We start from the raw sequence: 24734 nt of genomic DNA on the forward strand, positions 1-24734 counted from the left end.
TTAATAACCCGGGAGGCCTATTCATGTCTGATAAAGAATTAAACAAAATTAATAGCGCTAATAATGAAGAAGTGCTTACAATTGAACAAGTTAAGCACCAATTAATTGAACAAGGTAAAAAAGCAGGACATTTGAGTCACGAAGAAATTGCAGATAAATTGCAAAACTTCGAAATGGATCCAGATCAAATGGATGATTTCTTTGATTTAATTAATGAGAATGAAATCAATCTTATTAATGAAAAAGATTCAAGTGATACAAATGACAAACTAAATTTAAATGACTTAAGTGCTCCTCCAGGTGTTAAAATAAACGACCCAGTAAGAATGTACTTAAAAGAAATCGGACGCGTCAATTTATTAACTGCACAAGAAGAAATCGAATTAGCTAAACGTATCGAGCAAGGTGACGAAGTTGCGAAATCACGTCTTGCTGAAGCGAACTTAAGACTTGTTGTAAGTATCGCTAAACGTTATGTAGGTAGAGGTATGTTATTCTTAGACCTTATTCAAGAAGGTAATATGGGTCTAATCAAAGCCGTAGAAAAATTCGACTTTAACAAAGGTTTCAAATTCTCAACATATGCAACATGGTGGATTCGTCAAGCAATCACTAGAGCGATTGCTGACCAAGCACGTACAATCCGTATCCCAGTTCATATGGTTGAAACAATCAATAAATTGATTCGTGTTCAACGTCAATTACTACAAGATTTAGGCAGAGATCCATCTCCTGAAGAAATTGGTGAAGAAATGGACTTACCACCAGAAAAAGTTCGTGAAATTCTGAAAATTGCTCAAGAACCTGTATCATTAGAAACACCAATTGGTGAAGAAGATGACAGTCACTTAGGAGACTTTATTGAAGACCAAGATGCACAAAGTCCATCTGATCATGCTGCATATGAATTACTCAAAGAACAATTAGAAGATGTATTAGATACATTAACTGACAGAGAAGAAAATGTATTAAGATTAAGATTTGGTCTTGATGATGGTAGAACAAGAACTCTTGAAGAAGTTGGTAAAGTATTTGGTGTTACAAGAGAACGTATTCGTCAAATAGAAGCGAAGGCATTACGCAAGTTAAGACATCCATCTAGAAGTAAGCGTTTGAAAGATTTTATGGATTAAACATGAAAAGTTTATATTAATCCCAAAAAGCCTTTGACAATGCCTTGTTTTAATATAAAATATAATTGTATGAAGGTTTAACAAAAGGGAGGTTGTATGAATGAATCGTAATCCTGTTATCCCGTTTATTCTGATTTTACTACTCGGTGTAGGATTAATATTCTTCATGTCAGCACATGGTGCTAACAAAGAGGAAGAAAAAGAAGGCGGTGGCGGTGCTAAAACTGAAAAGTTTGATGCAGCTACATTCGCTAAGGACAATTGTACAAGTTGTCATGGACAAAATCTTGAAGGTGGAATGGGACCTAAATTAGCTGGAAGCAAAAAAGGTGCCGATGAAATGAAAAAAATCATTCGTGAAGGTAAAGGTTCAATGCCTGCACATGACGAAGCTACTATTTCAAATAAAGATTTAGACACACTTGTCAAGTACTTAAAAGATGGCGCTAAATAACACAAAAAAATCTTTTGCTATTGCAAAAGATTTTTTTAATGAAAGGGAAAAATAATGATCCAAATAAATAAACGTTTAATGAAGGTAAGTGAATATTTAAATCATCACAAATTAGCAGATATCGGTTCCGATCATGCATATTTACCTATATACGCAATTCAAAATGGATTAATTAAAGAAGCGATTGCTGGAGAAGTTGTCAAAGGACCTTTTCTTGCTGCTCAAAAGAATACTAAATTATATGGTATGAATGAACTTATTGAAGTTAAACTGGGCGACGGTTTAGAAGTAGTAGACGAGACGATTGATGCCATTACGATTTGTGGCATGGGTGGTCCATTAATTGCTCAAATTATTGAAGAAGGAAAGCATAAGTTAACAGGGCATCCGGATTTAATTTTACAAGCTAATATACATGCGTTGCCAATTAGAAAAGTATTACAAACCATTGGTTATCAAATCGTTGATGAACAACTCATAAAAGATAAAAAACATATATATGAAATCATAGTGGCTAAAAAAGGTGAGATGGACCTAAATGAATTAGAATTAAAATTTGGTCCTAAATTATTAGCCAATAAAAATGATTTATTCTATGAAAAATGGCAAAGAGAATTAGAATCACTTAATAAAATTAGTAAACAATTAGAACATCATGAGGATAAAAATAGGTATAATGAAATTAATCAACAAATACTTCAAATAAAAGAGGTGCTTTAATGATTATTCAAGAGCTATTACACGAAATTGATAAACAAGTTCCATTTTCTACGAGTGAATCTTGGGATAATGTTGGGTTATTAATTGGTTCAGAAAAAAGTGAAGTGAACGGTGTATTAACAACATTAGATTGTACGTTAGAAGTTGTAGAAGAAGCCATTCAAAACAACATCAATACGATCATTGCACATCATCCACTTATTTTTAAAGGTGTTAAAAATATTACGGATAAAAGCTATGGTCCTATTATTCGTAAATTGATACAAAACGATATCAATTTGATAGCACTTCATACAAATCTTGATGTGCATCCTAAAGGTGTTAGTTACATGATTGGACAACAAATAGGATTAAGTAATATGAAAGTATTAGAAGAACAACAAGAGTCCTATTATAAAGTACAAATATTCCTACCTGATCAAGATGTTGAAGCTATGAAAGCTGCATTTAATGACCATCATTTAGCTCAAACAGAAGAATACAGTGAAGTATTTTTCCAGTCACAAGGTAAAGGACAATTTAAACCTAGTGCAACAGCTAATCCACATCTTGGACAAGCAGATAAGACTGAAACGGTTTATGAAACGAAACTAGAATTAATGGTTGATGAGAAAGATTTAGCACTTGCTAAAGAACTCATTATTCAAACACATCCATATGAAGAACCCGTTTATGATTTCATCAAAATGTCGAGAACATCTTCTGTAGGCTTAGGAATCATCGGGGAATTAAAAGAAACGCAATCAGTAAATGAATTTGTGCAAAACTATAAACAAAAGCTCGCTATACCAGCAGTTAGATTTATTGGAGACCAATCAGCGCAAATTAAACGGGTCGCAATTGTTGGTGGTGCTGGTATTGAATATGCAAATTTAGCTAAAGCACAACAAGCTGATTTATTTATTACTGGAGACGTTAAACATCACGAAGCATTAGATGCACTAATGGACGGTATAAACGTCTTAGATGTTAATCATTATAGTGAGTATGTTATGAAAGAAGGATTAAAGTCATTATTAGAAGAATGGACAAATGGTAATATTAAAGTGTTAACATCTTCTATTAATACAGATCCTTATCAATATATGTAAAAACTGCCGAGTAAATTCGGCAGTTTTTTTAGTCCATTATTTTTACAGGTTTAGGCTTTTTAATTTTAGGTAATATTTTTTCAACAGGTACATTACTTGTTAAATTTACGTCACGCGCTTCTGTCGGGTCATAATTTTTAATATAATCAATGACTTCTTTAACGATAGGTGTTGGTGTTGAAGCACCTGCCGTTACAGCGACACTTTCGATGTCTTGTAGCCATTCTAATTTTAATTCACTCAAATCAGCGATTCGATATGCGTTTGTATGTGCGATTTCTTTAGATACTTGGGCTAATCTATTTGAATTATTACTTTTAGGATCACCAACGACAATGAGTAAATCTGCTTGATCTGCTTGTGTTGCAACAGCTTCTTGTCTAACTTGTGTTGCTAAACAAATTTCTTCATGTACTTCAATATGAGGATATTTAACTTTTAATTCATCAATAAGGTGTTTAACATCCCATTGTGACATAGTTGTTTGATTCGTTACGATAAGTTTTTGGTTCATTAATGCTTCTGGCAAGGCATCGATATCATCTAAAGTTTGAACGAGATGTACGATATCAGGTGCCACACCAACTGCGCCTTCAGGTTCTGGGTGTCCTTTTTTACCAATATAAATAACGTGATAGCCATTTGATTTAACGTCACGTATTAACTGATGTGTATTATCTACATCTGGACATGTCGCATCAATACAAACGAGTCCTTTTTCTTTTGCGCGTCTTTTGACTTCAGGTGAAACACCATGCGCAGTAAATATAACGGTACCTTCATCAATTTGTTCTAAAATCTTCAATCTGTTCGGACCATCTAACGTAATAATGCCATCAGATTCAAAAGCATCAGTCACATGTTTATTATGAACAATCATGCCAAGTATATAAATGGGTCTTGGCAGTGACTTATCTAAAGATGCATTTCTAGCGATAACCATAGCGTCTACAACACCGTAACAATAACCTCTAGGGGTAATCTTTATAATTTCCATAAATTGCCCTCCTTATTTAAGTCTATTATAACAAACACGCAAGTCTTAAAGAAACGAAATAAAAATTCAAAATAAATCTTTTAGCCTATCATAAAGTGCGCATTTACTATATAATGTATGAAGTGAAAAAGAAACGAGGAGGGTCGCTTATGTCTAAGCATCCGTTTGAACATTTTCAACTTGAAAATGAATTAGTAGAGGCCGTTAAAGATTTACATTTTAACCAGCCAACAGAAATACAGCGAAGAGTTATACCCAAAATTAAAAAAGGATCTAATATAATAGGACAATCTCAAACTGGTACAGGGAAATCACACGCATTTCTACTACCATTATTTGATAAAATTGACGTTGATATAAAAGAACCACAAGTGATTATTTTGGCACCAACAAGAGAATTAGCAAAGCAATTATATGATGCAGCTTCACATTTAACTCAATTTAAAAAAGGTGTAAAAGTTAGCCTATACATTGGTGGAACAGATAAATCAAGAGATATTGATAAATCTAAAAATACACCACATGTTGTTGTAGGTACACCGAATAGAATTGATGACATGGCTGTAGAGCGTGCTTTAGATTTACATCTAGCGAAGTCAGTAGTTGTAGATGAAGCAGATTTAATGATTGATTTAGGATTTATGCCTAAAGTAGATAGTATTGCGAGTAGATTAGATGAAAACGCACAAATTTCAGTATTTAGTGCAACGATTCCTAAAGCATTACATCCATTCTTAAATAAATATTTAAGTAATCCTGAATTTGTTGAAATTGAAACAGCATCATCTAACAAAGACAATATCGACTTTTACTTAATACCGACTAAAGGTGTTGAGAAAAAAGAAAAAGTCTTAAAAGTTATGAATGTGATTAATCCTTATTTAGCAATCATATTTGCTAATAGCCGTGATAGAGCAGATGAATTAGTTGCGTATTTATCAGAAGAAGGCTATAAAGTAGGGGTTATCCATGGTGGTTTATCACCTAGAGAAAGAACACAACAAATGAAACGTATTAAACAATTAGACTTTGAATTTGTTGTCGCAAGTGATTTAGCATCGCGTGGTATTGATATTGAAGGTGTAAGTCACGTTATCAACTATGATTTACCTAAAGAAATAGACTTCTTTACACATAGAGTTGGTCGTACAGGTCGTGGTGATTATAAAGGTATCGCAATCACTTTATATACACCTGATGAAGATGATTTAATTACACAAATTGAGAAGCATAATTACAAGTTTAAACATGTCGATATTAAAAACGATGAATTTGTAGAAATTAAAGATCGTCAAAAGCGTACGAAACGTGTTAAAAAAGAAGATAATATTGAAAAATCACTAAAACAAAAAATTAAACGAAACAATAAAAATAAAGTAAAACCTGGCTATAAGAAGAAATTCAAACGAGAATTAGATGAGTTGAAATTTAAAGAAAAGAAAGCTCATTCTAAGAGAACAAAAAGACAAAGTAGAAAAGGATAGGTGTCAAATATGTTAATTGGATCACACGTTTCAATGAGTGGTAAGAAGATGCTATTACAAGCAGCAGAAGAAGCGGCAAGTTATAATGCTTCTACATTTATGATTTATACAGGTGCTCCACAAAACACAAGACGTAAAAAGATTGAAGATTTAAATATTGAAAATGGTAAAGCAGCAATGAAAGAATATGGTTTATCTAACATTGTTGTGCATGCACCATATATCATTAATATTGCAAATACAACTAAACCAGAAGTATTTAACCTAGGTGTTGAATTCTTACAATCAGAAATTGAACGTACTGAAGCATTAGGTGCTAAAGACATCGTACTTCATCCAGGTGCGCATGTTGGTGCTGGTGAAGAAAAAGGTATTCAAAAAATTATTGAAGGTTTAAATGAAGTATTAACAAATAATAATGATGTACGTATCGCATTGGAAACAATGGCAGGTAAAGGTTCTGAATGTGGTAAAACATTCGAAGAACTTGCTCAAATCATTGATGGTGTAAACCATAATGAAAGATTATCTGTATGTTTCGATACTTGTCATACAAATGATGCTGGTTACAACGTTAAAGAAGACTTTGATGGCGTATTAAATGAGTTTGATAAAATCGTTGGTATCGACCGTATAAAAGTACTTCACGTCAACGACAGTAAGAATCCACAAGGTGCAAGAAAAGATAGACACGAAAATATTGGCTTTGGATCAATTGGTTATGATGCATTGCACTATATCGTCAATCATGATGCATTTAAAGAAGTACCTAAAATTTTAGAAACACCATATGTTGGTGATGACAAAAAGAATAAAAAACCACCATATAAATATGAAATCGAAATGATTAAAAATGGTACATTCGATCCAGATTTAAAAGAAAAAATCTTTAATCAATAACATTATTTAAGAATGCTAATTCAATTAGCATTCTTTTTTGTTCGTAAACATTACTATTTACATTCTTTCATATTCATTGTATAGTATTCTATTGACGAGGTGATGAAGATGGAAAAAGAAACACCGATTTTCGAGTTAAAAGATATCAGTTATAGTTATCCAAATAAATTGGCACTTAGCCATATTAATATACAAATTTATAAAGGAGATTTCTTGGCAATAGTTGGCCCAAATGGGTCTGGGAAATCGACTTTACTGAAATTGATATTAGGGTTATTACCTTTACAAAAAGGTGATATCTTAATAAGTGGTAAAAAAATAAATCAATATAAATCTTGGGAAAAAATTAGTTATGTATCACAAAAATCCAACGCTTTTAGCTCTGGTTTCCCAGCGACAGTAAAAGAAGTTGTCATGAGTGGTTTAACTAAAAATAAAAGTCTTTTTAAATGGTTTAATAAAGAAGATGCTGCACAAGTAGATGCCATATTAGAAAGATTAAATATAAGTGATCTTAAGAATGAAAATATTGCACAGTTATCAGGCGGTCAACAGCAAAGAACGTTTATTGCTAGAGCATTAATTTCTAAACCGAGTATTTTAATATTAGATGAACCTACTGTAGGTATTGATGCAAGACATGTTTCAGAATTTTATCAATTACTGACGCAATTAAAGCAAGAAGGGATTACAATCATTCTTGTAACGCATGATATTGGTGTTGTAGCTGATACAGCAAGTAAAGTAGCTTGCTTAAATCAACATATACATTTCCATGGTACAAGTGAGTCATTTAAATCATTAGATGAAGTCTCAATATCTAAAATCTATGGACATCCCGTACAATTTGTCGATCATCAACATGATCGTGACTGTTGTGCACATGAAGAAGTTGAAGAATTAGTACAAAGTTAACGTCGAGCAGAATAAATATATAGATTTTAAATAAGGAGATTGGATATGTCAGTTGAAACGAGAGATAGATTTATGCTCCTGAATGAAGGAGTGTTATATCGTGATTGATGCGTTTTTAAATTTTGATTTTATAAGATACTCATTTATAAGTGGTATCTTAGTAGGATTGATTGCACCTTTAATAGGGGCATTTATTGTAGTTAGAAGGCTATCGCTCATTGCGGATGCTTTAAGCCATGTGACGTTAGGTGGTATATCAATGGGACTGTTCTTAATGAGTGTTAGTCCATTGTTTGCTACTATAAATCCAATATGGTTTGGTATTATTTTTTCAATAGCAGGTGCGTTATTAATAGAACAATTAAGAACTGAATATAAACATTATCAAGAAATCGCAATACCAATCATCATGAGCGGTGGTATAGGTATTAGTGTGATATTTATTTCTTTAGCAAATGGATTTAACCAAGATTTATTTGGATATTTATTCGGTTCAATTAGTGCCGTAAACTTAAGTGATTTATTTACAATTATCGTCATTACAATAATTGTTTTAATCTTTGTTATGTTATTATACAAATCACTATTTGTATTATCTTTCGATGAAGAATACTCAAAAGTTATTGGCATGCCAAAATGGATCCAATTATTATTTATTGTCATTGTGGCACTTGTTATTTCAGCTTCAATGAGAGTTGTTGGTATTTTGTTAGTGAGTAGTTTAATGACATTGCCAGTCGCTACAAGCATGAGATTAGCTAAAGGATTTAAACAGTTAATCGCATTAAGTATTTTATTCGGTGAAATCTCAGTAGTACTAGGTTTGATATTATCCTTCTATTTAAATATTTCACCAGGAGGTATTATAGTAGGATTATTGATTATAGAATTACTTGCTAGTATTGCGTATAGTAAAGTATTGATTAAAAAAGGAGGCTATCATCTTGAAAGTAGAGGAAGCCATTCAAATATTGAAAAATGATGGACATAAGTACACAAATAAACGTCGTGATATCATCTCATTATTTGTAGATGAGGATAAATATATCACAGCGAAATATATTCAAGAAGCATTGAAAGACGATTATAATGGATTATCTTTCGATACAATTTATCGTAATTTATACTTGTTTAAAGACTTGAATATTATCGAAAGTACTGAAATAGACGGCGAAATGAAATTTAGAATTGCATGTCAAAGTCACCATCATCATCATTTTATTTGTGAATCATGTGGTACAACAAAAGTAATAGACTTTTGCCCAATGGATTCTATAAAACAACAATTACCTAATGTAGAAATAGCATCACATAAATTAGAAGTATACGGTAAATGTGAACAATGCAAAACAGTATAAGAAGTGAAGAATGGTAGCTTGAGGAGCTACCATTTTTTATTTGGAGGTATAGGTGTGGGATTGAGTACTATCGCTAACGATCAAGACTCGAAAACAAGATCGTTAGCCGGCATTTTGTACGCAAAAAATAAAAAATTATATGCGCTAACAATCAAGACTCGAAAACAAGATCGTTAGAAATTCTAACGTCCAAGAAAATGAAACAAGATCGTTAGCCGACACTTTAATTACACAATACACGAAAAAACCTGGTCCATCTCATATATGGGCCAGGTTTTAACTATATTCTATGAAGTAACGTTGATACTTCATGCCAATTTTTAATTCTATATATACCATTTTGTAAATCTTTCTGGTTATATGGTGTGTCAAACAAGAAAACAGGGATATTTAAATAGTGATTGATATCTTCTGCGTTATCTAATTTATCTTCAAAGAAAATATCGATATTCTGTTCTTTTGTCACTTCTAATTTATTATGACTACCTGTTAATGTAATTTGATCAAATGGTATATGATGTGATTGGAACCATTCTTTCGTAATATCTTCTAAATAATGATGTCTTGCACTTATATAATATAGTTCGTAGTCATCTTTTAGTTGATTCAAAATGTCTCTTGCGCCCTCTGCAACAGGGGAGTGTTGGTATATATGTGATTCATTATTTTTAAACCAACTCAACATTTCTTCTTCTTTACAGTTTAAGACATTTGCTAAATTGTATTCTGTAATATCTTCATATTTAAGTTGTTGATTAAAATCTCTTTGTAAATAGGGTACAAATGTTTTTGGACATGTAACTGTGCCGTCAATATCTATACCTAATCTTGGCTTTTGATTCATAAAAATTCACCTTTTACTTTATGCTTTTTGAGCTTCTTTATTTTGTTCCATTTCAATTGCTAATTTATCTATCTCTTTTTTTAATTCTTCAACCATTGTTTTTTCAGGTACTTTACGAACGGTTTTACCTTTCATAAACAGTAACCCTTCACCACGTGCACCAGCAATGCCGATATCAGCTTCTCTTGCTTCTCCAGGACCGTTTACTGCACAACCAAGTACAGCTACTTTTAATGGGACTTGAAGGTTTGAAATATATTCTTCTACTTCATTAGCTATCGATATTAAATCAATTTCTATTCGTCCACATGTAGGGCAAGCAATTAATGTAGCAGCATTACTCGCTAAACCAAATGCTTTAAGCAAAGATTTCGCTACTTTAACTTCTTCGACTGGATCAGCTGATAAAGAAATTCTACACGTATTACCAATCCCTAAGCTTAGTATTGCGCCTAATCCTGCAGACGATTTAACCGTTCCATTAAATAGTGTACCACTTTCAGTAATTCCTAAGTGTAGTGGGTAGTCAAAAGCTTGAGCTGCTTTCGTGTATGCTTCAATAGCTAAATTTACGTCACTTGCTTTCATTGATACGATAATGTCATGAAAACCTAAATCTTCGAGTATTTTAATATGATGTAATGCACTTTCGACCATACCATCAGCAGTAGGGTAGCCATATTTTTTAATAATATGTTTTTCTAATGATCCAGCATTAACACCAATTCGAATAGGAATACCTTTTTCTTTACATGCTTTGACAACTGCTTCAACTTTTTCACGTCTACCAATGTTTCCTGGATTGATTCGAATCTTATCTGCGCCATTTTCAATTGCAATTAAAGCTAATTTGTAATTGAAATGAATATCTACAACTAAAGGTATATTGATTTGCGCTTTAATATCTTTAATTGCATATGCGTCTTCTTCATTTGGACAAGCTACTCTAACAATTTGGCAACCAGCTTCTTCTAATCGTTTAATTTCAGCTACAGTTGCGTCAACATCATATGTTTTTGTAGTCGTCATACTTTGAATGATAACTTCATCTGAACCGCCAATCGTTAAATCCCCAACTTTAACAGGTCTCGTTTTCGTGCGATGAATGATTTCTGACATGATAAGACTCCTTTGTTTAAATTTGCTAATCTTTACACTTTAGCAAGTCTTTTTCCTTTAGGTAAATACATAGCAATCATAACAATGCTTAAAATGATTATACACCATGAAGCAATTATTAATAAAGGAATCACTGTAATCATTCCTAATAATAGGACTAAAGTCGGAAGCGTTATCACAAATGTCATCATTTTGAACCAAGTCATAAAGCGAGACTTTCTTCGTAAAATCATTCCCAATAAATGTCCAGCAAATGCTAGAATACCAATTTTGATAGATAAGCTTAAAAATTGAAAAAATAATAGAAAGACAACAATCAAACTTAAGTAAAAATATTTAGAATCATTTATTGTTTCAATAAACTTAATTAAATCATCTTGATCGGTAACAAGGGAAGATAGGGACCCATAGCTGATTTCTGTGTAGTCACTATAATTTGAAATCTCAATATGATTAGGTTTAAACACGATTAAATGATGATCTTTCATCTCGAAATCATTAGATTTAGTAAATTCGACCGTTTGGTGATGGTTTAATTTAATAGATTTATCTTGGGATAAAATCATTTTGTTCTGATCGATTTCAAAATCAGGTATCTCTGTCACTTCATCATTGACTAACGTTGATAAATTTTGAGTGATTTGTATGTATTGAATAGAATTAGGTATGATTAATATCAAACTTAATAATAATATATGAAGGAATATGTATCTTAACTTCGTAATTCTAAACATTGGATACTTACTAGGATGCTTAAATAACCTTTTAAGCTCTTTTATATACTGCATAAATTCACCTCTTCTTCACTTAATAATAATGTTTAAAAACACCTGTTGCAAGGCGATAAACGAGAATTAAAAATTTTTTGATTATTTATTAAACAAATTATTTGTTATAAAACTTTAATCTTGATAAGATAGGTATGTAAAACAAATGAGGAGGATGATTTTTTATGGCTTTTGAATTACCAAAATTACCATATGCGTATGATGCATTAGAACCACACATCGATAAAGAAACTATGGAGATTCATCATACGAAACACCATAACACTTATGTAACAAAATTAAATGATGCAGTGAAAGGTACAGATTTAGAAAGCAAATCTATTGAAGATATTGTTAAAAACTTAAACTCTGTTCCTGATGATATCCGTACTGCAGTTCAAAACAATGGTGGCGGACATTATAATCATTCGTTATTCTGGGAACTATTAACTCCAAATGCTTCTGAGCCTTCAGGAGAAGTTGTAGATACAATTAGTTCTACATTTGGTTCATTAGACAAATTCAAAGAAGAATTTGCAGCTGCAGCAGCTGGCCGTTTTGGTTCAGGATGGGCATGGTTAGTTGTAGATAATGGCGAATTAGCGATTGTTTCAACTCCAAACCAAGATAACCCAATTTCAGAAGGTAAACTTCCAATTTTAGGTTTAGATGTTTGGGAACATGCTTACTACTTAAACTACCAAAACAGACGCCCAGATTACATTAATGCATTCTGGAACGTTGTAAATTGGGATAAAGTAAACGAATTATACCAAGCTGCAAAATAATTCGACTTTAAATTTGGATGACTGATTAATAAAACAATCATCCTGATGGGGTGGAGCAATGAAATCTTTTTATTTAAACGAGATTTCAGCTCCACTCTTTTTTTATAAAAATTTACCTATATCAATAGCAATGTAAGTCATAATAATATATGATGAAATTATTATAATAGAGTTAAAAAGGTAGGTTTAGTTGTTGAAACGAGTAAAAAAGAAATCAAAAGAAGAAGCATTTCGCCTATTAATGAATAAACGCGTAAGCCTAATATTGGCAGTTGTCGTCATTTTATTCTCTGTGCTCATTATGCGGCTAGGTTATTTACAAATTGTAAAAGGCGGAGAATACAAAAGAACGATAGATAGTACAGAATCTATTACAGTTAATGAATCGGTGCCTAGAGGCCGTATATATGATAGAAACGGTAAAGTATTAGTAGACAATGAGTCTAAAAAGGCAATTACATACACAAGAGATAGAAGAACGAGCCAAGATGATATTTTAAAAATCGCTGAAAAACTATCTCACTTAATGAAGATGGATACTTCAAATATTACAGAACGTGATAAGCAAGATTTTTGGATATTGAGAAATCAAGATGAAGTTCAAAAGTTAATGAAAGATGAACAAGCTTTATTCTCTGATGGCAATATTAGTCAAGATGATTATGATAAAGCGTTATACGACAAAGTGACATCTAAATATACAGATAAATTATCCAAAAAGGATTTACAAATCCTTGCGATATTTAGAGAAATGAATTCTGGATCTCAGCTGAGTCCTGTTGTTATAAAAAATGAAGGTGTTAAAAATGATGAGTATGCAGCTGTATCTCAACATTTATCAGAACTGCCTGGCGTTAATACAACAATGGACTGGGAAAGACGTTATCCTTATGGTGACACTTTAAGAACTTTATTTGGAAATGTTTCAAGTAAAGAAGAGGGATTACCTAAAGAGTTAGTGAATGACTATCTCGCTAAAGGATATTCTAGAAATGATAGAGTTGGTAAATCTTACTTAGAATATCAATATGAAGATATTTTAAAAGGCTCTAAGAAGAAAATGAAATATGTCACTGATAAATCTGGGAAAATAACAAGTTCTGAAGTTATTTCACAAGGTTCACGTGGTAACGATTTAGTGTTAACAATCGATATAGATTTACAGAAAAAAGTTGAAGAATATATTGATAAACACATTGAATCATTAAGAAGTAAAGGCGCTACAGATATGGACAGAGTTATGGTTGTCGTCCAAGATCCTAGAAACGGTGATGTGTTAGCAATGGCCGGACGTGATATTGATAAAAATGGCAAGATTACGGATAACCATATAGGTAACTTCACAAGTCAATATACAGTAGGTTCATCTGTTAAAGGTGCTACATTACTTACTGGCTATCAAAACGGCGTATTAAATGTTGGCGATACAATGGTCGATGAACCATTAAAATTTAGTGGTGGTTTAACAAAACGATCATACTTTAACCAAAATGGCAGAAAAACAATTACAGATGCTGAAGCTTTAATGCATTCATCAAACGTATTTATGTATAAGACAGCATTGTTATTAGCTGGCTCTCCATACAGTAGTGGTATGTCACTACCATCTGATGTAGAACAAGCAGGTATCAAATTACGTAAAGGTTTAAATCAAGTTGGTTTAGGTGTTAAAACAGGTATTGATTTACCAAATGAATCAGCAGGTCAAATTGAACCAATTAAAGATAATCCAGGTAACTACATTGATTTAGCAATAGGACAATTCGATACTTATACACCTATACAGTTATCACAATATGTCGCTACAATTGCGAACGATGGTTATAGATTGAAACCACATTTAGCAAAAGAAATTAGAAACTCTACAAATGAAGATTCACTTGGACCTATCAAAAAGACATTTAAAGGTGAAGTGATGAATAAGGTTAATAATAGTGATAAAGAAATAAAACAAGTACAAAAAGGTTTCGATATGGCATTTAATAAGCCAGAAGGAACAGGTTATTCTAGTTTTAACAAAACGGTTGTAAGATCAGCTGGTAAAACAGGTACAGCAGAAGTATTCAAAGATGGTAAACCGAAAGTAAACTCAACATATATTGGATATGCACCTGCTAAAAATCCTGAATTATCATTCTCTATCACATATACAAACCAACCCGTACCAGAACCATGGTTACCAGGTGGGGATTTAGGTCGAGATATTATTAACTATTACTTTAAAGATAGAAAATAACTCAATATAAAGATTGATTCAAAATGACATCTCATTTTACTGATTAATTCAGTAGAAATGAGATGTTATTTTTTTATGTGGGAATTTATTTTTGAACAGTATTAGACTTAGTGAAGTACATAGTTTACGATTTTGTTTGTGCATGCATAATTACAGTTCTCCTGACTTATGTAACTATGGGTATCCTTATTTACAATTCTCCCGACTTTTGTAACTAAGGCAGCCTATAGTAACAGTTCTCCGGATTTTTGTAACTAAGGGGGTCTATATTAACAATTCGGCCGAGTTTTGTAATTATAGTTGCTCTTATTAACAGTTCTCCGTACTTTTGTAACTACAGTCCCCATAATAAAACACCATTCTCTTCATTTTTTTACATTTTAAAACGTTTTCATATGAAGTTAACACAAAATTTACATTCAATTTATTTGTACTTAATAAAGAAATTGTAAAGTAAAGATGTAATAAAGATTAAGGCGATATTAATTAGGAGGATTTAACATGAAAAAGTGGCAATTAATCGGATCAACAACAGCTTTAAGTTCTGTACTTTTATTAGGAGCTTGTGGTGGGGCAGCTGAAAAATCTAGTTCCGGGGATACTAAATCTTCAGATGATAAAAAATTAAGTGGTGAAGTTAAAGGTGATGGATCATCAACAGTTGCACCAGTTATGGAAAAAATAAACGAAGACTTCTCAGCGGAGCAACCTGATGTTTCAGTTTCAATTGGTGTATCAGGAACTGGTGGTGGTTTTGAAAAGTTCATAGCGGGAGAAACAGACTTTTCAAATGCTTCTAGAGATATTAAAGATGAAGAAAAAGAAAAATTGAAAAAGGCTAAAATAGAATACACTGAATTTAAAGTTGCTCAAGACGGCTTAACAGTAGCTGTTAACAAAGATAATGACTTTGTTGATGAGTTGAGTATGGATGAATTAGCAAAAATTTATAGTGGAAAAGCAAAAACGTGGAAAGATGTTAATTCAAAATTCCCTGATAAAAAGATCAAAGCATTTTCACCAGACCAATCACATGGTACTTATGACTTCTTTAGTGAAGAAGTATTAGATGAAAAAGATTTACAATCTGAGAAAAATGCTGACACGAATGTCATCGTTAAATCTGTCCAAGATAATAAAGATTCTATCGGATTCTTTGGATATAACTTCTATCAGGAAAATAAAGATTCACTTAAAGCTGTGAAGATTAAAGATGATGGAAAAGCAATAGAACCTACAGATAAAACAGTTAATGATGGTAGTTATCCATTAAGTAGACCATTATTCGTATATGCGAAAAATAAATCTCTAGAAGATAATGATGCGTTTTACGGATTTATGGAATATGTAATTGATAACTCAGCTGATGCTGCTAAAGACGCTGGTTATGTTCCATTGAAAGATGATGAGTATAAAGAAGATAAAGAAACGTTAGAAAAATTTAAAAAATAATCATTAATAAATTAAAGCAGAGGGCGGTCAGTAATCGCCCTTTTTCAAAATGAAGGAGTTATTTTTATGAAACAACAAACTTCAGTACAAGAATTGATTAAGCAAAATAACAATAATAAAGGCAAAGTCTTTGCAGATAAAGCTGTTCCCATTATTTTATTGTTAATCGCTTCAGTTTCTGTACTTACAACAATCGGGATATTATTCACACTTGTCACTGAAACAGCAACATTTTTTACGAGAGTGAATCCATTTGAATTTTTATTTACGAAAGACTGGGCACCATTTTCATCTGATCCTAAATACGGTATTTTCGCACTGATTTTAGGAACGTTGAAAGTTACAGCAGTAGCGACAATCTTTGCTGTTCCAGTTGGATTAGGTGCAGCACTATATCTGAGTGAATATGCATCTGATAGATCAAGAAGAATTATTAAACCAGTTCTTGAAATATTAGCAGGTATACCAACAATTGTTTACGGATTTTTCGCGTTAACATTTGTAACACCAATTTTAAGAGGTATATTCCCGGATTTAGGAAGCTTTAACTCAATTAGTCCAGGTTTAGTCGTGGGGGTCATGATTATACCGATGATTACGAGTATGAGTGAAGACGCAATGAGTTCGGTACCTGATTCAATTAAAGAAGGTGCACTGGGATTAGGTGCAACAAAGTTTGAACTTGCAACTAAAATCGTATTTCCAGCGGCTTTATCCGGTATCATCGCATCTGTTGTATTAGCGATTTCAAGAGCGATAGGTGAAACAATGATCGTATCTTTAGCGGCAGGTAGTACACCAGATTCAAGCTTTAGTTTAATTGGGTCTATTCAAACAATGACTGGATTCATTGTTCAAGTTGCGACTGGAGATGCGACGTACGGATCTGATATTTATTACAGTATTTATGCTGTAGGTTTCACATTGTTTATATTCACATTCATTATGAATATCATTTCACAATGGATTACAAAACGATTTAGAGAGGAGTATTAATATGTCAGAAGTTAATTTAGTTGATCAAACCGTCGTTCGTAAAAAGCTGCCGACAAGACTAATGAAAAATAAAGTCATAAAATCAATATTTTTCGTTTGTACATTAATTGGCTTAATCGTATTAGCTATTTTGCTATTTGACATATTTAGAAAAGGTATTCCTTATCTAAGTACAGATTTCTTCACAAACTTCTCATCAACATCACCTGAACGAGCAGGTATTAAAGGGGCATTAATTGGGACATTGTGGCTCATGATGACAATAGCACCTATATCTATCATTCTTGGTGTTGGTACAGCAATATACATGGTTGAATACGCAAAAGAAAACTGGTTTACAAAATTTATAAGAGTTAATATTTCAAATTTAGCAGGTGTGCCATCAGTAGTATTTGGTTTATTAGGATTAACAATATTTGTACGTGGTGCAGGTATTGAAAACTTATCTCTAGGTAAGACTGTTATTGCAGCAGCATTAACGATGTCACTTATGATTTTACCAATTATTATCGTAGCAAGTCAGGAAGCAATTAAAGCTGTCCCATCATCTATTAGAGAAGCATCATTAGGATTAGGTGGTACTAAATGGCAAACGATTAAAAACATCGTATTACCAGCTTCAATACCTGGTATTTTAACAGGGACAATTCTTGCACTATCAAGAGCAATTGGAGAAACAGCTCCACTTGTTGTAATCGGTATTCCTGCCATATTGATGAAAACACCTAACAGTATATTTGAATCTTTCCAAGCTTTACCAATGCAAATATACAACTGGGCTAAGTTGCCACAAGCAGAATTTCAGTTTGTTTCATCGGCAGCAATTATCGTATTACTCGTAATTTTAATTCTTATGAACTCAATCGCAATCTATATTAGAAATAAATATCAAAGAAAATTATAATAATCAAAATGAAGAGGGGTCATGACTATGACAGACGTAAAAATTAGAGATTTATCTCAAAATATACCTTCAAATGAAATGACAGCAAATCAACAAATAGCAGTAGAAGATAAAAATATTGTTTATAAAACGAATAATTTAGATTTATGGTATGGAGATTTTCATGCGCTTAAAAATATAAATTTAGATATTGCAGAAAATGAAGTGACTGCAATTATTGGACCATCTGGTTGTGGTAAGTCTACTTATATTAAAACATTAAATAGAATGATTGAATTAATTCCAAGTGTTAAAACATCTGGAGAGATCATTTATAGAGATAAAAATATTTTCGACAAGAAATATAGTGTTGAAGAATTACGAACAAATGTCGGTATGGTGTTCCAAAAACCGAATCCATTCCCAAAATCAATCTATGACAATATTACTTATGGACCTAGAATTCATGGTATTACAGATAAAAAAGTACTAGATGAAATCGTTGAACGTTCATTAAAAGGTGCAGCAATCTGGGATGAATGTAAAGATAGACTAGATAAAAATGCATATGGCTTATCTGGTGGACAACAGCAAAGAATTTGTATTGCAAGATGTTTAGCAATTGAACCAGATGTTATATTAATGGATGAGCCAACTTCAGCACTAGATCCTATTTCAACACTAAAAGTTGAAGAACTTGTGCAAGAATTAAAAACTAAATACTCAATCATTATCGTGACACATAACATGCAACAAGCAGCTAGAATTTCTGATAAAACAGCGTTCTTCTTAAACGGTTATGTAAATGAGTTCGATCAAACAGATAAAATCTTCTCTAACCCAACAGATAAGAAGACTGAAGATTATATTTCAGGGAGATTTGGATAATATGGTTATTAGAGAAAAATATGAAGATGAATTAAATTCACTCATTAATGATTTATTTGTGTTGGGTAAAGAAGTATACTTTATGATAGAACAATCAATATCTGTATTGAGCGATGAAGATAGAAACAACGCTCGTAATTTAATTAAATACGATAAAAAAATTAACCAAATGGAATATGACATTAATGAAAAAGTAGTTATGCTAATTACAAAGCAACAACCTATAGCGACAGACCTTCGTGTTATGATCTCAGGTTTAAAAATAGCTTCTGAATTAGAGCGAATGGCAGATAATTCTACTAATATTGCTCAAATCAGAAAAAGAGTTAAAATAACAGATTACTTTATACTAACGAGATTAAAAACAATGGGTAAGTTAGCAATGTTAATGTTAAAAGATTTAGAAGTGGCAGTTAATGACAAAGATATCTTGTTGATAAAAGAAATTATTGATCGCGACAATGATATTGATGATTTATATCGTGAGATTAATAACACGACATATTTAATCGATAACGATCCATTTATTTCTGGTCAAGCACATCTTGCTGCAAGATACTTAGAAAGAATAGGAGACCACATCACGAATATCAGTGAAAGTTGCTATTATTATATAACTGGTGAACACTATGAACCTATTGAAAAATAGTACTGGAATTATATAAGCATAGATGGTATTATAATAAGGTCGTATATTAATTGAAATAAGAATAGGAGGGTTCATCATGCGCGTAAATGTAACTTTAGCATGTACTGATTGTGGTGAAAGAAACTACATCTCTAAAAAGAATAAACGTAACAACCCAGAGCGTATTGAAATGAAAAAATATTGTGCTCGTGACGGTAAACACACTCTTCATAGAGAAACAAAATAATAAAACGAATAAAAACACATTCCATTATACGCGAATGTGTTTTTTTTAATACCTTTAAAGGTTGTACGACTACCTATCACAATAATTCTTGTGTTATCATATTATATGTAACTGATAAAAATTTAATCAATATTTGGAAGTGTTAAATTCATGTCAAACAAGAAAAATTTAAGAAAAGAAATATTGTTCTTTTTGAGAAATCAAGACATTTCTCAAAAAGAACAATATGATTTAAATTTAAAAGAACAATTATTTGAACATAACAATTTTAAGCAAGCCAATTCAATTGCTATCGTTATGAGTATGGATCATGAAGTCAATACGATACCTATTATTGAACATCTTTTAAATATAGGTAAGAAAGTATTCGTACCGAGAACCAATTACGAAACGAAACAAATGGAATTTCAACGACTACTTGATTTGAATTCCATTGCAATTGATCAAAAAGGCATTAAGTATGTTAATCAAGAAACTGAAATTAGTGATGATATTGACTTAATTATTGTACCTGGTGTTGTATTTAATCAAGATGGTTATCGAATAGGCTATGGTGGAGGGTATTATGATAAATATTTATCTCATTATAATGGACATACAATAAGTTTGTTATATCCTTTTCAGATAAGAAACTTTGAAGCTGAATCACATGATATACCAGTTGATGAGATGTTGACACCAAATGATATATATGGAGAAGAATAGATGGATAAAACAAAACAAATGTGGAAGTCGATATATTATTTAGTTTATACAGAAGGTTACAAAATAATATCGATTGAAGAAGAAGCAGAAATATGGTTGACTCATGAATCTAAAAAAATTGTCAAAAGATTTATACATAAGACGCCTACACATCAAGAAGTTGATTTTGACTTAGAAAAAATCACTGACCATTTAGGTGACTTAATTGATAGTATAGGGTTTAGCTTTGAACAATTAGATGTTTTTTATATTACCGAAAAAGAGATAGATTTCACTGAGTTTAATCATACTAAACGACCTAAAATTAGGTATCATGCTTTATATGAGCTTAGTGATTTCGAGAAAGTATCTCATCACTTTGTAACGAAGCATCAAATTAAACGTAATAGAACAAATCCTGTTACGACATATAAAAACAAATTATTGAATGCGAGCTTTATTGATAGCTTTATGCTTAAGTTTTCACCTGTCACATACTTTTTAGTAGCTGCTAATGTAATTGTTTGGCTGTCTTTAGTTTTAATTTTTAATCATTTTGGCCAAATTAATTTAGTCGATTACGGTGGACTTGTGCATTTCAATGTTGCTCACGGTGAATGGTACCGTTTATTAACGTCCATGTTTATACATGCGAATTTTACACACTTAATGATGAATGTATTTTCGCTTATTATATTCGGTAAACTGATTGAAGGTGCATTAGGGTCCATTAAAATGTTCACCATTTATTTCATATCAGGTCTATTTGCAGGTATTGTATCGCTTAGTATAGATACACAATCCATTTCAATTGGTGCAAGTGGTGCCATTTTTGGATTAATTGGTGCATTTATCGTGTACTTATTTACACGTAAAAATATTAATAAACAATTTGTATTACAAACATTTATCGGTATTGTGATTATTTCGTTATTAGCATTGTTTATTAATAATGTGAACCACTTCGCTCATTTAGGTGGATTTGTTGGCGGGGCAATCTTAATGTTTATCATTTACAAATGGATGGAACATGACAAGTTCAAACTTTATTATATTATTGCCTTTATAGTGATCATCATCATTTTGATCGTTATTATATTTAACAGACAACAACATTATATATATGATGAATTAACGAAAGATGCTATGAATAACGGTGATTTTGATAGAGCGGAAACAATGGTAAAGCAAATTAAAGAAAAGAACTTCGAGTCGGATGAGACATATATTTTAAGTGGCTTAATCGTAGCGAACAATACGTCTTTGAATGAAGCGATACTAGAATGGGAAAGAGGTTTAAAAGTTTTTCCTAATTCAGCTAAATTAAATTACCAATTAGCTTTAGGTTATAGAGCAAAAGATGACTATGATAAAGCAAATAAGTTTATTAATAAGGCAATAAAGCTTGATAAAAAGAATAAACATTATGCAGCATTAAAAGATGAAATTGATGCGTTTAGGAGTTAACTTTATGAATAATTTATACGACGTACAACAATTACTTAAAAAGTTTGGTTATATTATTTATTTTAAAGATGAAGAAGATCAACTAGAAATGATGGAACAAGAAATAAAAGCTATGTATCAATCTATGCTTATTGATAAAGAAACATTTTTACAAGCAAGACTTATTATAAATCAGAGAAGGATTGAGAAAAAATGACACATATTTTATCAGCAGATATTGGTGGTACGACTTGTAAATTAGGTATTTTTGATCGTTCACTAAATATCGAAGAGAAATGGGAAATTTCAACGAATAAAACAGGGGAAGGTATATTAGAGAATATATATGATTCATTTGTTGTACATCTGAACAGAAAAGATATCGATATCAAGAACATTATCGGTATGGGAATCGGCGTACCTGGCCCAATTGATTTTGAAAATGGTATCGTCAATGGTGCTGTGAATTTAAATTGGACTGGTAACATTGAAGTTAGAAAACATATGCAACAATATTTTGATGGTCCAATTTACGTAGATAATGATGCGAATGTTGCAACTTTAGGAGAAAAATTTAAAGGCGCTGGCCAAAATGAAAGTGACGTTGTTTGTATGACGCTAGGAACTGGTGTAGGTGGCGGCATTGTTTCAAATGGAGAATTACTTCATGGGCATAATGGTTCAGGCGCTGAAATAGGTCATTTCTTAGTGGATCAAAAGAAAAGATTCCAATGTAATTGTGGTATGAAGGGCTGTCTTGAAACGGTTGCTTCAGCTACAGGTGTCATTAATTTAGTACATCATTATTATCCAAATATCAATATGAAATCAAGTATTCATGACTTAATTACAGGTAAAAATGTTACAGCTAAAGACGTATTTGATGCTGCAAAATCTGGAGATGAATTCAGTTTATTTATCATTGATAAAGTTGCTGGTTACATAGCTTATGCTGCAAGTGTTGTTAGCGTTATGACAAACCCTAAATATATTATAATTGGTGGTGGCGTTAGTAAAGCCGGCGATATTCTTATCCAATTTATTAAAAAGCATTATGAAAAAATGACATTTAAACCTGCACAAGATGGTACAAACATCGTAGTTGCACAATTAGGAAATGACGCAGGTATCATCGGTGCAGCTGGTCTAATTAAGACATATGTAATAGAAAAGGAGAATGAATAATGGCAATAGTTGACGTAGTCGTAATACCAGTAGGAACAGAAGGACCTAGTGTGAGTGAATATATTGCAGATATACAAATAATTCTTGAAAAGCATAAAGAGGCAGGTACAATTGATTATCAATTAACACCAATGAATACGCTTATTGAAGGTGATCTAAAAGATTTACTTGAAATTATTCAAGAAATTCATGAAAGTCCGTTCAATAAAGGATTAGACAGAGTTTGTACAAATATCCGAATTGACGATAGAAGAGATAAATCTAGAAAAATGAACGATAAATTAGATTCTGTTAATAAACATTTGAACAAATAAAAAAAGACGAGTGTAAACTCGTCTTTTCTTTAATGATGTAAAATTGGATAACCGTATGTAAAGATTGTAGCTAATGAGAAGAACCCAAAAGATACTACAGTTATTGCACCAAAAAGAATGCCCAAAATATTTTTGTTTTTGAATGCTGAAATTAAACCAAATATAGCTAGAATAAAAACAGCTAGCATTAATAATGAGAAAATATTAACACCGATATGGATTTTTACTCCAAATAACTCAAATAGTTCCCCTGTGTCGATAAATGGCATTCCAATACCCCCAATACAAATTTCTTTTATTATCATATTAATTGTATAATTAATATGTGGTTTTGTCGAGATACTTTTTAAAAGAGGAGGAAATAAAATGCAAGTACATAGTTTTTCATTAGGAATTGTAGAAACAAATTGTTATATTCTCGAAGGTGAAAACGAATTACTCGTGATAGATCCAGGAGATAATGGCGATTTTTTAAATAAACAAATTAAACAATATCATAAAAAGGTAAGTGCTGTATTATTAACGCACGCTCATTTTGATCATATAGGTGCAGTAGATGATGTCGCAAATGAATTTGATGTGAAAGTATATGTGCATCCTGAAGAAAAATCATGGTTAACGGATACAGAGAAAAATGGTTCTAAAAAATTTGCAATGTATCAATTACCACAAGTGGTTCAACATACTGTTCCACAAATAATGGAACCTGGAGAATATGAGATTGGTGAATTTAAATTTGAAGCGATTCATACGCCTGGTCATTCACCGGGTAGTTTATCATTTGTATTTGGCGACTTTGCTATTGTAGGTGATACTTTATTTAAAGGTGGAATTGGCAGAACGGATTTATATAAAGGTGATACAAAAACATTATTGAATTCAATTGAAGATAAGTTGTTAGAGCTAGATCCAAATACAACTATTTTCCCAGGTCACGGACCGGAGACAACAATAGCAGATGAAGAAATGTCAAATCCGTATTTAAATGGATTTAATTAATCAAAACCACCCGTTTAACGGGTGGTTTGTTCTGCGGCTATAAGCCTCTATTACTGACCAGCCCTAAAAGGGCACTGAGAAGATCAGCCAAATGTACTACTTTCCCAGCAACCCTTAAAAGGGTTGTTTTATTTTTTCTTCTTTCGAGTTTCTTCCCCAGTAAAAGGATCTATGTACTCTATCATTGTTAACTGTTCTGCTACTAT

At 31.9% G+C, this 24734-nt stretch carries 28 protein-coding genes; 23 read left to right on the forward strand and 5 right to left on the reverse strand.

Annotated features, from left to right (window positions below):
• The first annotated feature begins 23 nt into the window (after positions 1-23).
• The 4 genes from rpoD (at position 24) to LQ611_RS02815 (ending at position 3398) form a co-directional block, all read left to right on the forward strand.
• On the forward strand, positions 24-1133 hold the full coding sequence (gene rpoD / locus LQ611_RS02800) for an RNA polymerase sigma factor RpoD (RefSeq protein WP_025904190.1): 1110 nt from the start codon (positions 24-26) through the stop codon (positions 1131-1133).
• 100 nt (positions 1134-1233) lie between these two features.
• Complete coding sequence (locus LQ611_RS02805; RefSeq protein WP_025904189.1) at positions 1234-1587, forward strand: c-type cytochrome; 354 nt, start codon at positions 1234-1236, stop codon at positions 1585-1587.
• A 54-nt stretch (positions 1588-1641) separates the two neighbouring features.
• A complete protein-coding gene (locus LQ611_RS02810) occupies positions 1642-2307 on the forward strand; it encodes a tRNA (adenine(22)-N(1))-methyltransferase (protein ID WP_103361139.1) in 666 nt (221 codons plus the stop codon).
• A complete protein-coding gene (locus LQ611_RS02815) occupies positions 2307-3398 on the forward strand; it encodes a Nif3-like dinuclear metal center hexameric protein (protein ID WP_103361138.1) in 1092 nt (363 codons plus the stop codon). The genes LQ611_RS02810 and LQ611_RS02815 overlap by 1 nt, the downstream gene beginning before the upstream one ends.
• Before the next feature lie 28 nt (positions 3399-3426).
• Here LQ611_RS02815 and LQ611_RS02820 read toward each other — a convergent pair whose 3' ends face one another.
• The gene (locus tag LQ611_RS02820) at positions 3427-4395 is read right to left on the reverse strand and encodes a 4-hydroxy-3-methylbut-2-enyl diphosphate reductase (RefSeq protein WP_025904186.1); all 969 of its coding nucleotides are present in this window, start codon (positions 4393-4395) and stop codon (positions 3427-3429) included.
• A gap of 149 nt (positions 4396-4544) precedes the next feature.
• Between LQ611_RS02820 and LQ611_RS02825 the strand changes: the two genes are divergently transcribed.
• From LQ611_RS02825 to LQ611_RS02845, 5 genes are all read left to right on the forward strand, one after another.
• Positions 4545-5879 (forward strand): DEAD/DEAH box helicase, encoded by a 1335-nt coding sequence (locus LQ611_RS02825; RefSeq protein ID WP_025904185.1) that lies wholly within the window; start codon positions 4545-4547, stop codon positions 5877-5879.
• A 9-nt stretch (positions 5880-5888) separates the two neighbouring features.
• Positions 5889-6779, forward strand: coding sequence for a deoxyribonuclease IV (locus LQ611_RS02830; protein WP_025904184.1), 891 nt, complete (start codon positions 5889-5891; stop codon positions 6777-6779).
• A gap of 108 nt (positions 6780-6887) precedes the next feature.
• Positions 6888-7694, forward strand: a complete 807-nt coding sequence (locus LQ611_RS02835) for a metal ABC transporter ATP-binding protein (protein WP_025904183.1) — start codon at positions 6888-6890, stop codon at positions 7692-7694.
• Between the two features lie 100 nt (positions 7695-7794).
• Entirely contained in the window at positions 7795-8676 is an 882-nt protein-coding gene (locus LQ611_RS02840) for a metal ABC transporter permease (RefSeq protein ID WP_048539705.1), read from the forward strand.
• On the forward strand, positions 8639-9052 hold the full coding sequence (locus LQ611_RS02845; protein ID WP_025904181.1) for a Fur family transcriptional regulator: 414 nt from the start codon (positions 8639-8641) through the stop codon (positions 9050-9052). The genes LQ611_RS02840 and LQ611_RS02845 overlap by 38 nt, the downstream gene beginning before the upstream one ends.
• A 280-nt stretch (positions 9053-9332) precedes the next feature.
• Here LQ611_RS02845 and LQ611_RS02850 read toward each other — a convergent pair whose 3' ends face one another.
• Genes LQ611_RS02850 through LQ611_RS02860 form a run of 3 tightly spaced genes read right to left on the reverse strand, consistent with a single transcriptional unit; the run spans position 9333 to position 11803 of the window.
• Entirely contained in the window at positions 9333-9896 is a 564-nt protein-coding gene (locus LQ611_RS02850) for a 5' nucleotidase, NT5C type (RefSeq protein WP_103361137.1), read from the reverse strand.
• Positions 9897-9914: 18 nt separating this feature from the next.
• Positions 9915-11015: a flavodoxin-dependent (E)-4-hydroxy-3-methylbut-2-enyl-diphosphate synthase gene (gene ispG / locus LQ611_RS02855; RefSeq protein WP_107590638.1), complete on the reverse strand. Its 1101-nt coding sequence runs from the start codon at positions 11013-11015 to the stop codon at positions 9915-9917.
• Positions 11016-11047: 32 nt separating this feature from the next.
• Positions 11048-11803 carry a DUF1189 family protein gene (locus LQ611_RS02860; protein WP_103361135.1) on the reverse strand — a complete coding sequence of 252 codons (756 nt, stop codon included), beginning with the start codon at positions 11801-11803 and terminating at the stop codon, positions 11048-11050.
• A gap of 164 nt (positions 11804-11967) precedes the next feature.
• On the opposite strand from LQ611_RS02860, the gene LQ611_RS02865 reads away from it, so the two are divergent.
• The 13 genes from LQ611_RS02865 to LQ611_RS02925 all read left to right on the forward strand — a co-directional run bounded on the left by LQ611_RS02865 (position 11968) and on the right by LQ611_RS02925 (position 23529).
• Entirely contained in the window at positions 11968-12570 is a 603-nt protein-coding gene (locus LQ611_RS02865; protein WP_103361134.1) for a superoxide dismutase, read from the forward strand.
• 190 nt (positions 12571-12760) lie between these two features.
• Complete coding sequence (locus tag LQ611_RS02870) at positions 12761-14806, forward strand: peptidoglycan D,D-transpeptidase FtsI family protein (protein WP_025904176.1); 2046 nt, start codon at positions 12761-12763, stop codon at positions 14804-14806.
• 501 nt (positions 14807-15307) lie between these two features.
• Positions 15308-16258 carry a PstS family phosphate ABC transporter substrate-binding protein gene (locus LQ611_RS02875; RefSeq protein WP_037588292.1) on the forward strand — a complete coding sequence of 317 codons (951 nt, stop codon included), beginning with the start codon at positions 15308-15310 and terminating at the stop codon, positions 16256-16258.
• A gap of 66 nt (positions 16259-16324) precedes the next feature.
• Entirely contained in the window at positions 16325-17254 is a 930-nt protein-coding gene (gene pstC, locus LQ611_RS02880; protein WP_103361132.1) for a phosphate ABC transporter permease subunit PstC, read from the forward strand.
• Position 17255: 1 nt separating this feature from the next.
• Entirely contained in the window at positions 17256-18158 is a 903-nt protein-coding gene (gene pstA / locus LQ611_RS02885) for a phosphate ABC transporter permease PstA (RefSeq protein WP_107572738.1), read from the forward strand.
• A 78-nt stretch (positions 18159-18236) separates the two neighbouring features.
• Entirely contained in the window at positions 18237-19025 is a 789-nt protein-coding gene (pstB, locus tag LQ611_RS02890; RefSeq protein ID WP_232174216.1) for a phosphate ABC transporter ATP-binding protein PstB, read from the forward strand.
• 1 nt (position 19026) lies between these two features.
• Entirely contained in the window at positions 19027-19674 is a 648-nt protein-coding gene (gene phoU / locus LQ611_RS02895; RefSeq protein ID WP_025904171.1) for a phosphate signaling complex protein PhoU, read from the forward strand.
• 76 nt (positions 19675-19750) lie between these two features.
• A complete protein-coding gene (gene rpmG, locus LQ611_RS02900; protein WP_016911879.1) occupies positions 19751-19900 on the forward strand; it encodes a 50S ribosomal protein L33 in 150 nt (49 codons plus the stop codon).
• A 150-nt stretch (positions 19901-20050) separates the two neighbouring features.
• Positions 20051-20605, forward strand: coding sequence for a 5-formyltetrahydrofolate cyclo-ligase (locus LQ611_RS02905; RefSeq protein WP_103361130.1), 555 nt, complete (start codon positions 20051-20053; stop codon positions 20603-20605).
• Positions 20606-22051 (forward strand): rhomboid family protein, encoded by a 1446-nt coding sequence (locus LQ611_RS02910; protein ID WP_103361129.1) that lies wholly within the window; start codon positions 20606-20608, stop codon positions 22049-22051.
• Positions 22052-22055: 4 nt separating this feature from the next.
• Positions 22056-22247: a YqgQ family protein gene (locus tag LQ611_RS02915; RefSeq protein WP_078099923.1), complete on the forward strand. Its 192-nt coding sequence runs from the start codon at positions 22056-22058 to the stop codon at positions 22245-22247.
• The gene (locus LQ611_RS02920) at positions 22244-23215 is read left to right on the forward strand and encodes an ROK family glucokinase (RefSeq protein WP_025904167.1); all 972 of its coding nucleotides are present in this window, start codon (positions 22244-22246) and stop codon (positions 23213-23215) included. Before LQ611_RS02915 ends, LQ611_RS02920 begins: the two co-directional genes overlap by 4 nt.
• Positions 23215-23529: an MTH1187 family thiamine-binding protein gene (locus LQ611_RS02925; protein WP_037588286.1), complete on the forward strand. Its 315-nt coding sequence runs from the start codon at positions 23215-23217 to the stop codon at positions 23527-23529. Before LQ611_RS02920 ends, LQ611_RS02925 begins: the two co-directional genes overlap by 1 nt.
• A gap of 29 nt (positions 23530-23558) precedes the next feature.
• On the opposite strand, the gene LQ611_RS02930 is transcribed toward LQ611_RS02925, so the two are convergent.
• The gene (locus tag LQ611_RS02930) at positions 23559-23798 is read right to left on the reverse strand and encodes a DUF2759 domain-containing protein (RefSeq protein WP_016911885.1); all 240 of its coding nucleotides are present in this window, start codon (positions 23796-23798) and stop codon (positions 23559-23561) included.
• A 97-nt stretch (positions 23799-23895) separates the two neighbouring features.
• On the opposite strand from LQ611_RS02930, the gene LQ611_RS02935 reads away from it, so the two are divergent.
• Positions 23896-24528, forward strand: a complete 633-nt coding sequence (locus LQ611_RS02935; protein ID WP_103361127.1) for an MBL fold metallo-hydrolase — start codon at positions 23896-23898, stop codon at positions 24526-24528.
• Positions 24529-24734 lie beyond the last annotated feature (206 nt).

Source organism: Mammaliicoccus sp. L-M44 (assembly GCF_022386355.1).
GTDB classification, from domain to species: domain Bacteria; phylum Bacillota; class Bacilli; order Staphylococcales; family Staphylococcaceae; genus Mammaliicoccus; species Mammaliicoccus sciuri_A.

What these genes read in the sequence shown, in the direction of transcription:
- LQ611_RS02815 (WP_103361138.1), top strand. Translation starts at nt 2,307, where the DNA reads ATGATTATTCAAGAGCTATTACACGAAATTGATAAACAAGTTCCATTT.
- LQ611_RS02805 (WP_025904189.1), top strand. Translation starts at nt 1,234, where the DNA reads ATGAATCGTAATCCTGTTATCCCGTTTATTCTGATTTTACTACTCGGT.
- LQ611_RS02835 (WP_025904183.1), top strand. Translation starts at nt 6,888, where the DNA reads ATGGAAAAAGAAACACCGATTTTCGAGTTAAAAGATATCAGTTATAGT.
- LQ611_RS02905 (WP_103361130.1), top strand. Translation starts at nt 20,051, where the DNA reads ATGTCAAACAAGAAAAATTTAAGAAAAGAAATATTGTTCTTTTTGAGA.
- LQ611_RS02865 (WP_103361134.1), top strand. Translation starts at nt 11,968, where the DNA reads ATGGCTTTTGAATTACCAAAATTACCATATGCGTATGATGCATTAGAA.
- phoU (WP_025904171.1), top strand. Translation starts at nt 19,027, where the DNA reads ATGGTTATTAGAGAAAAATATGAAGATGAATTAAATTCACTCATTAAT.
- LQ611_RS02820 (WP_025904186.1), bottom strand. Translation starts at nt 4,395, where the DNA reads ATGGAAATTATAAAGATTACCCCTAGAGGTTATTGTTACGGTGTTGTA.
- LQ611_RS02910 (WP_103361129.1), top strand. Translation starts at nt 20,606, where the DNA reads ATGGATAAAACAAAACAAATGTGGAAGTCGATATATTATTTAGTTTAT.
- pstA (WP_107572738.1), top strand. Translation starts at nt 17,256, where the DNA reads ATGTCAGAAGTTAATTTAGTTGATCAAACCGTCGTTCGTAAAAAGCTG.
- pstC (WP_103361132.1), top strand. Translation starts at nt 16,325, where the DNA reads ATGAAACAACAAACTTCAGTACAAGAATTGATTAAGCAAAATAACAAT.
- LQ611_RS02930 (WP_016911885.1), bottom strand. Translation starts at nt 23,798, where the DNA reads ATGCCATTTATCGACACAGGGGAACTATTTGAGTTATTTGGAGTAAAA.
- LQ611_RS02850 (WP_103361137.1), bottom strand. Translation starts at nt 9,896, where the DNA reads ATGAATCAAAAGCCAAGATTAGGTATAGATATTGACGGCACAGTTACA.
- LQ611_RS02830 (WP_025904184.1), top strand. Translation starts at nt 5,889, where the DNA reads ATGTTAATTGGATCACACGTTTCAATGAGTGGTAAGAAGATGCTATTA.
- LQ611_RS02925 (WP_037588286.1), top strand. Translation starts at nt 23,215, where the DNA reads ATGGCAATAGTTGACGTAGTCGTAATACCAGTAGGAACAGAAGGACCT.
- rpmG (WP_016911879.1), top strand. Translation starts at nt 19,751, where the DNA reads ATGCGCGTAAATGTAACTTTAGCATGTACTGATTGTGGTGAAAGAAAC.
- LQ611_RS02875 (WP_037588292.1), top strand. Translation starts at nt 15,308, where the DNA reads ATGAAAAAGTGGCAATTAATCGGATCAACAACAGCTTTAAGTTCTGTA.
- LQ611_RS02810 (WP_103361139.1), top strand. Translation starts at nt 1,642, where the DNA reads ATGATCCAAATAAATAAACGTTTAATGAAGGTAAGTGAATATTTAAAT.
- LQ611_RS02920 (WP_025904167.1), top strand. Translation starts at nt 22,244, where the DNA reads ATGACACATATTTTATCAGCAGATATTGGTGGTACGACTTGTAAATTA.
- LQ611_RS02935 (WP_103361127.1), top strand. Translation starts at nt 23,896, where the DNA reads ATGCAAGTACATAGTTTTTCATTAGGAATTGTAGAAACAAATTGTTAT.
- pstB (WP_232174216.1), top strand. Translation starts at nt 18,237, where the DNA reads ATGACAGCAAATCAACAAATAGCAGTAGAAGATAAAAATATTGTTTAT.
- rpoD (WP_025904190.1), top strand. Translation starts at nt 24, where the DNA reads ATGTCTGATAAAGAATTAAACAAAATTAATAGCGCTAATAATGAAGAA.
- ispG (WP_107590638.1), bottom strand. Translation starts at nt 11,015, where the DNA reads ATGTCAGAAATCATTCATCGCACGAAAACGAGACCTGTTAAAGTTGGG.
- LQ611_RS02915 (WP_078099923.1), top strand. Translation starts at nt 22,056, where the DNA reads ATGAATAATTTATACGACGTACAACAATTACTTAAAAAGTTTGGTTAT.
- LQ611_RS02860 (WP_103361135.1), bottom strand. Translation starts at nt 11,803, where the DNA reads ATGCAGTATATAAAAGAGCTTAAAAGGTTATTTAAGCATCCTAGTAAG.
- LQ611_RS02825 (WP_025904185.1), top strand. Translation starts at nt 4,545, where the DNA reads ATGTCTAAGCATCCGTTTGAACATTTTCAACTTGAAAATGAATTAGTA.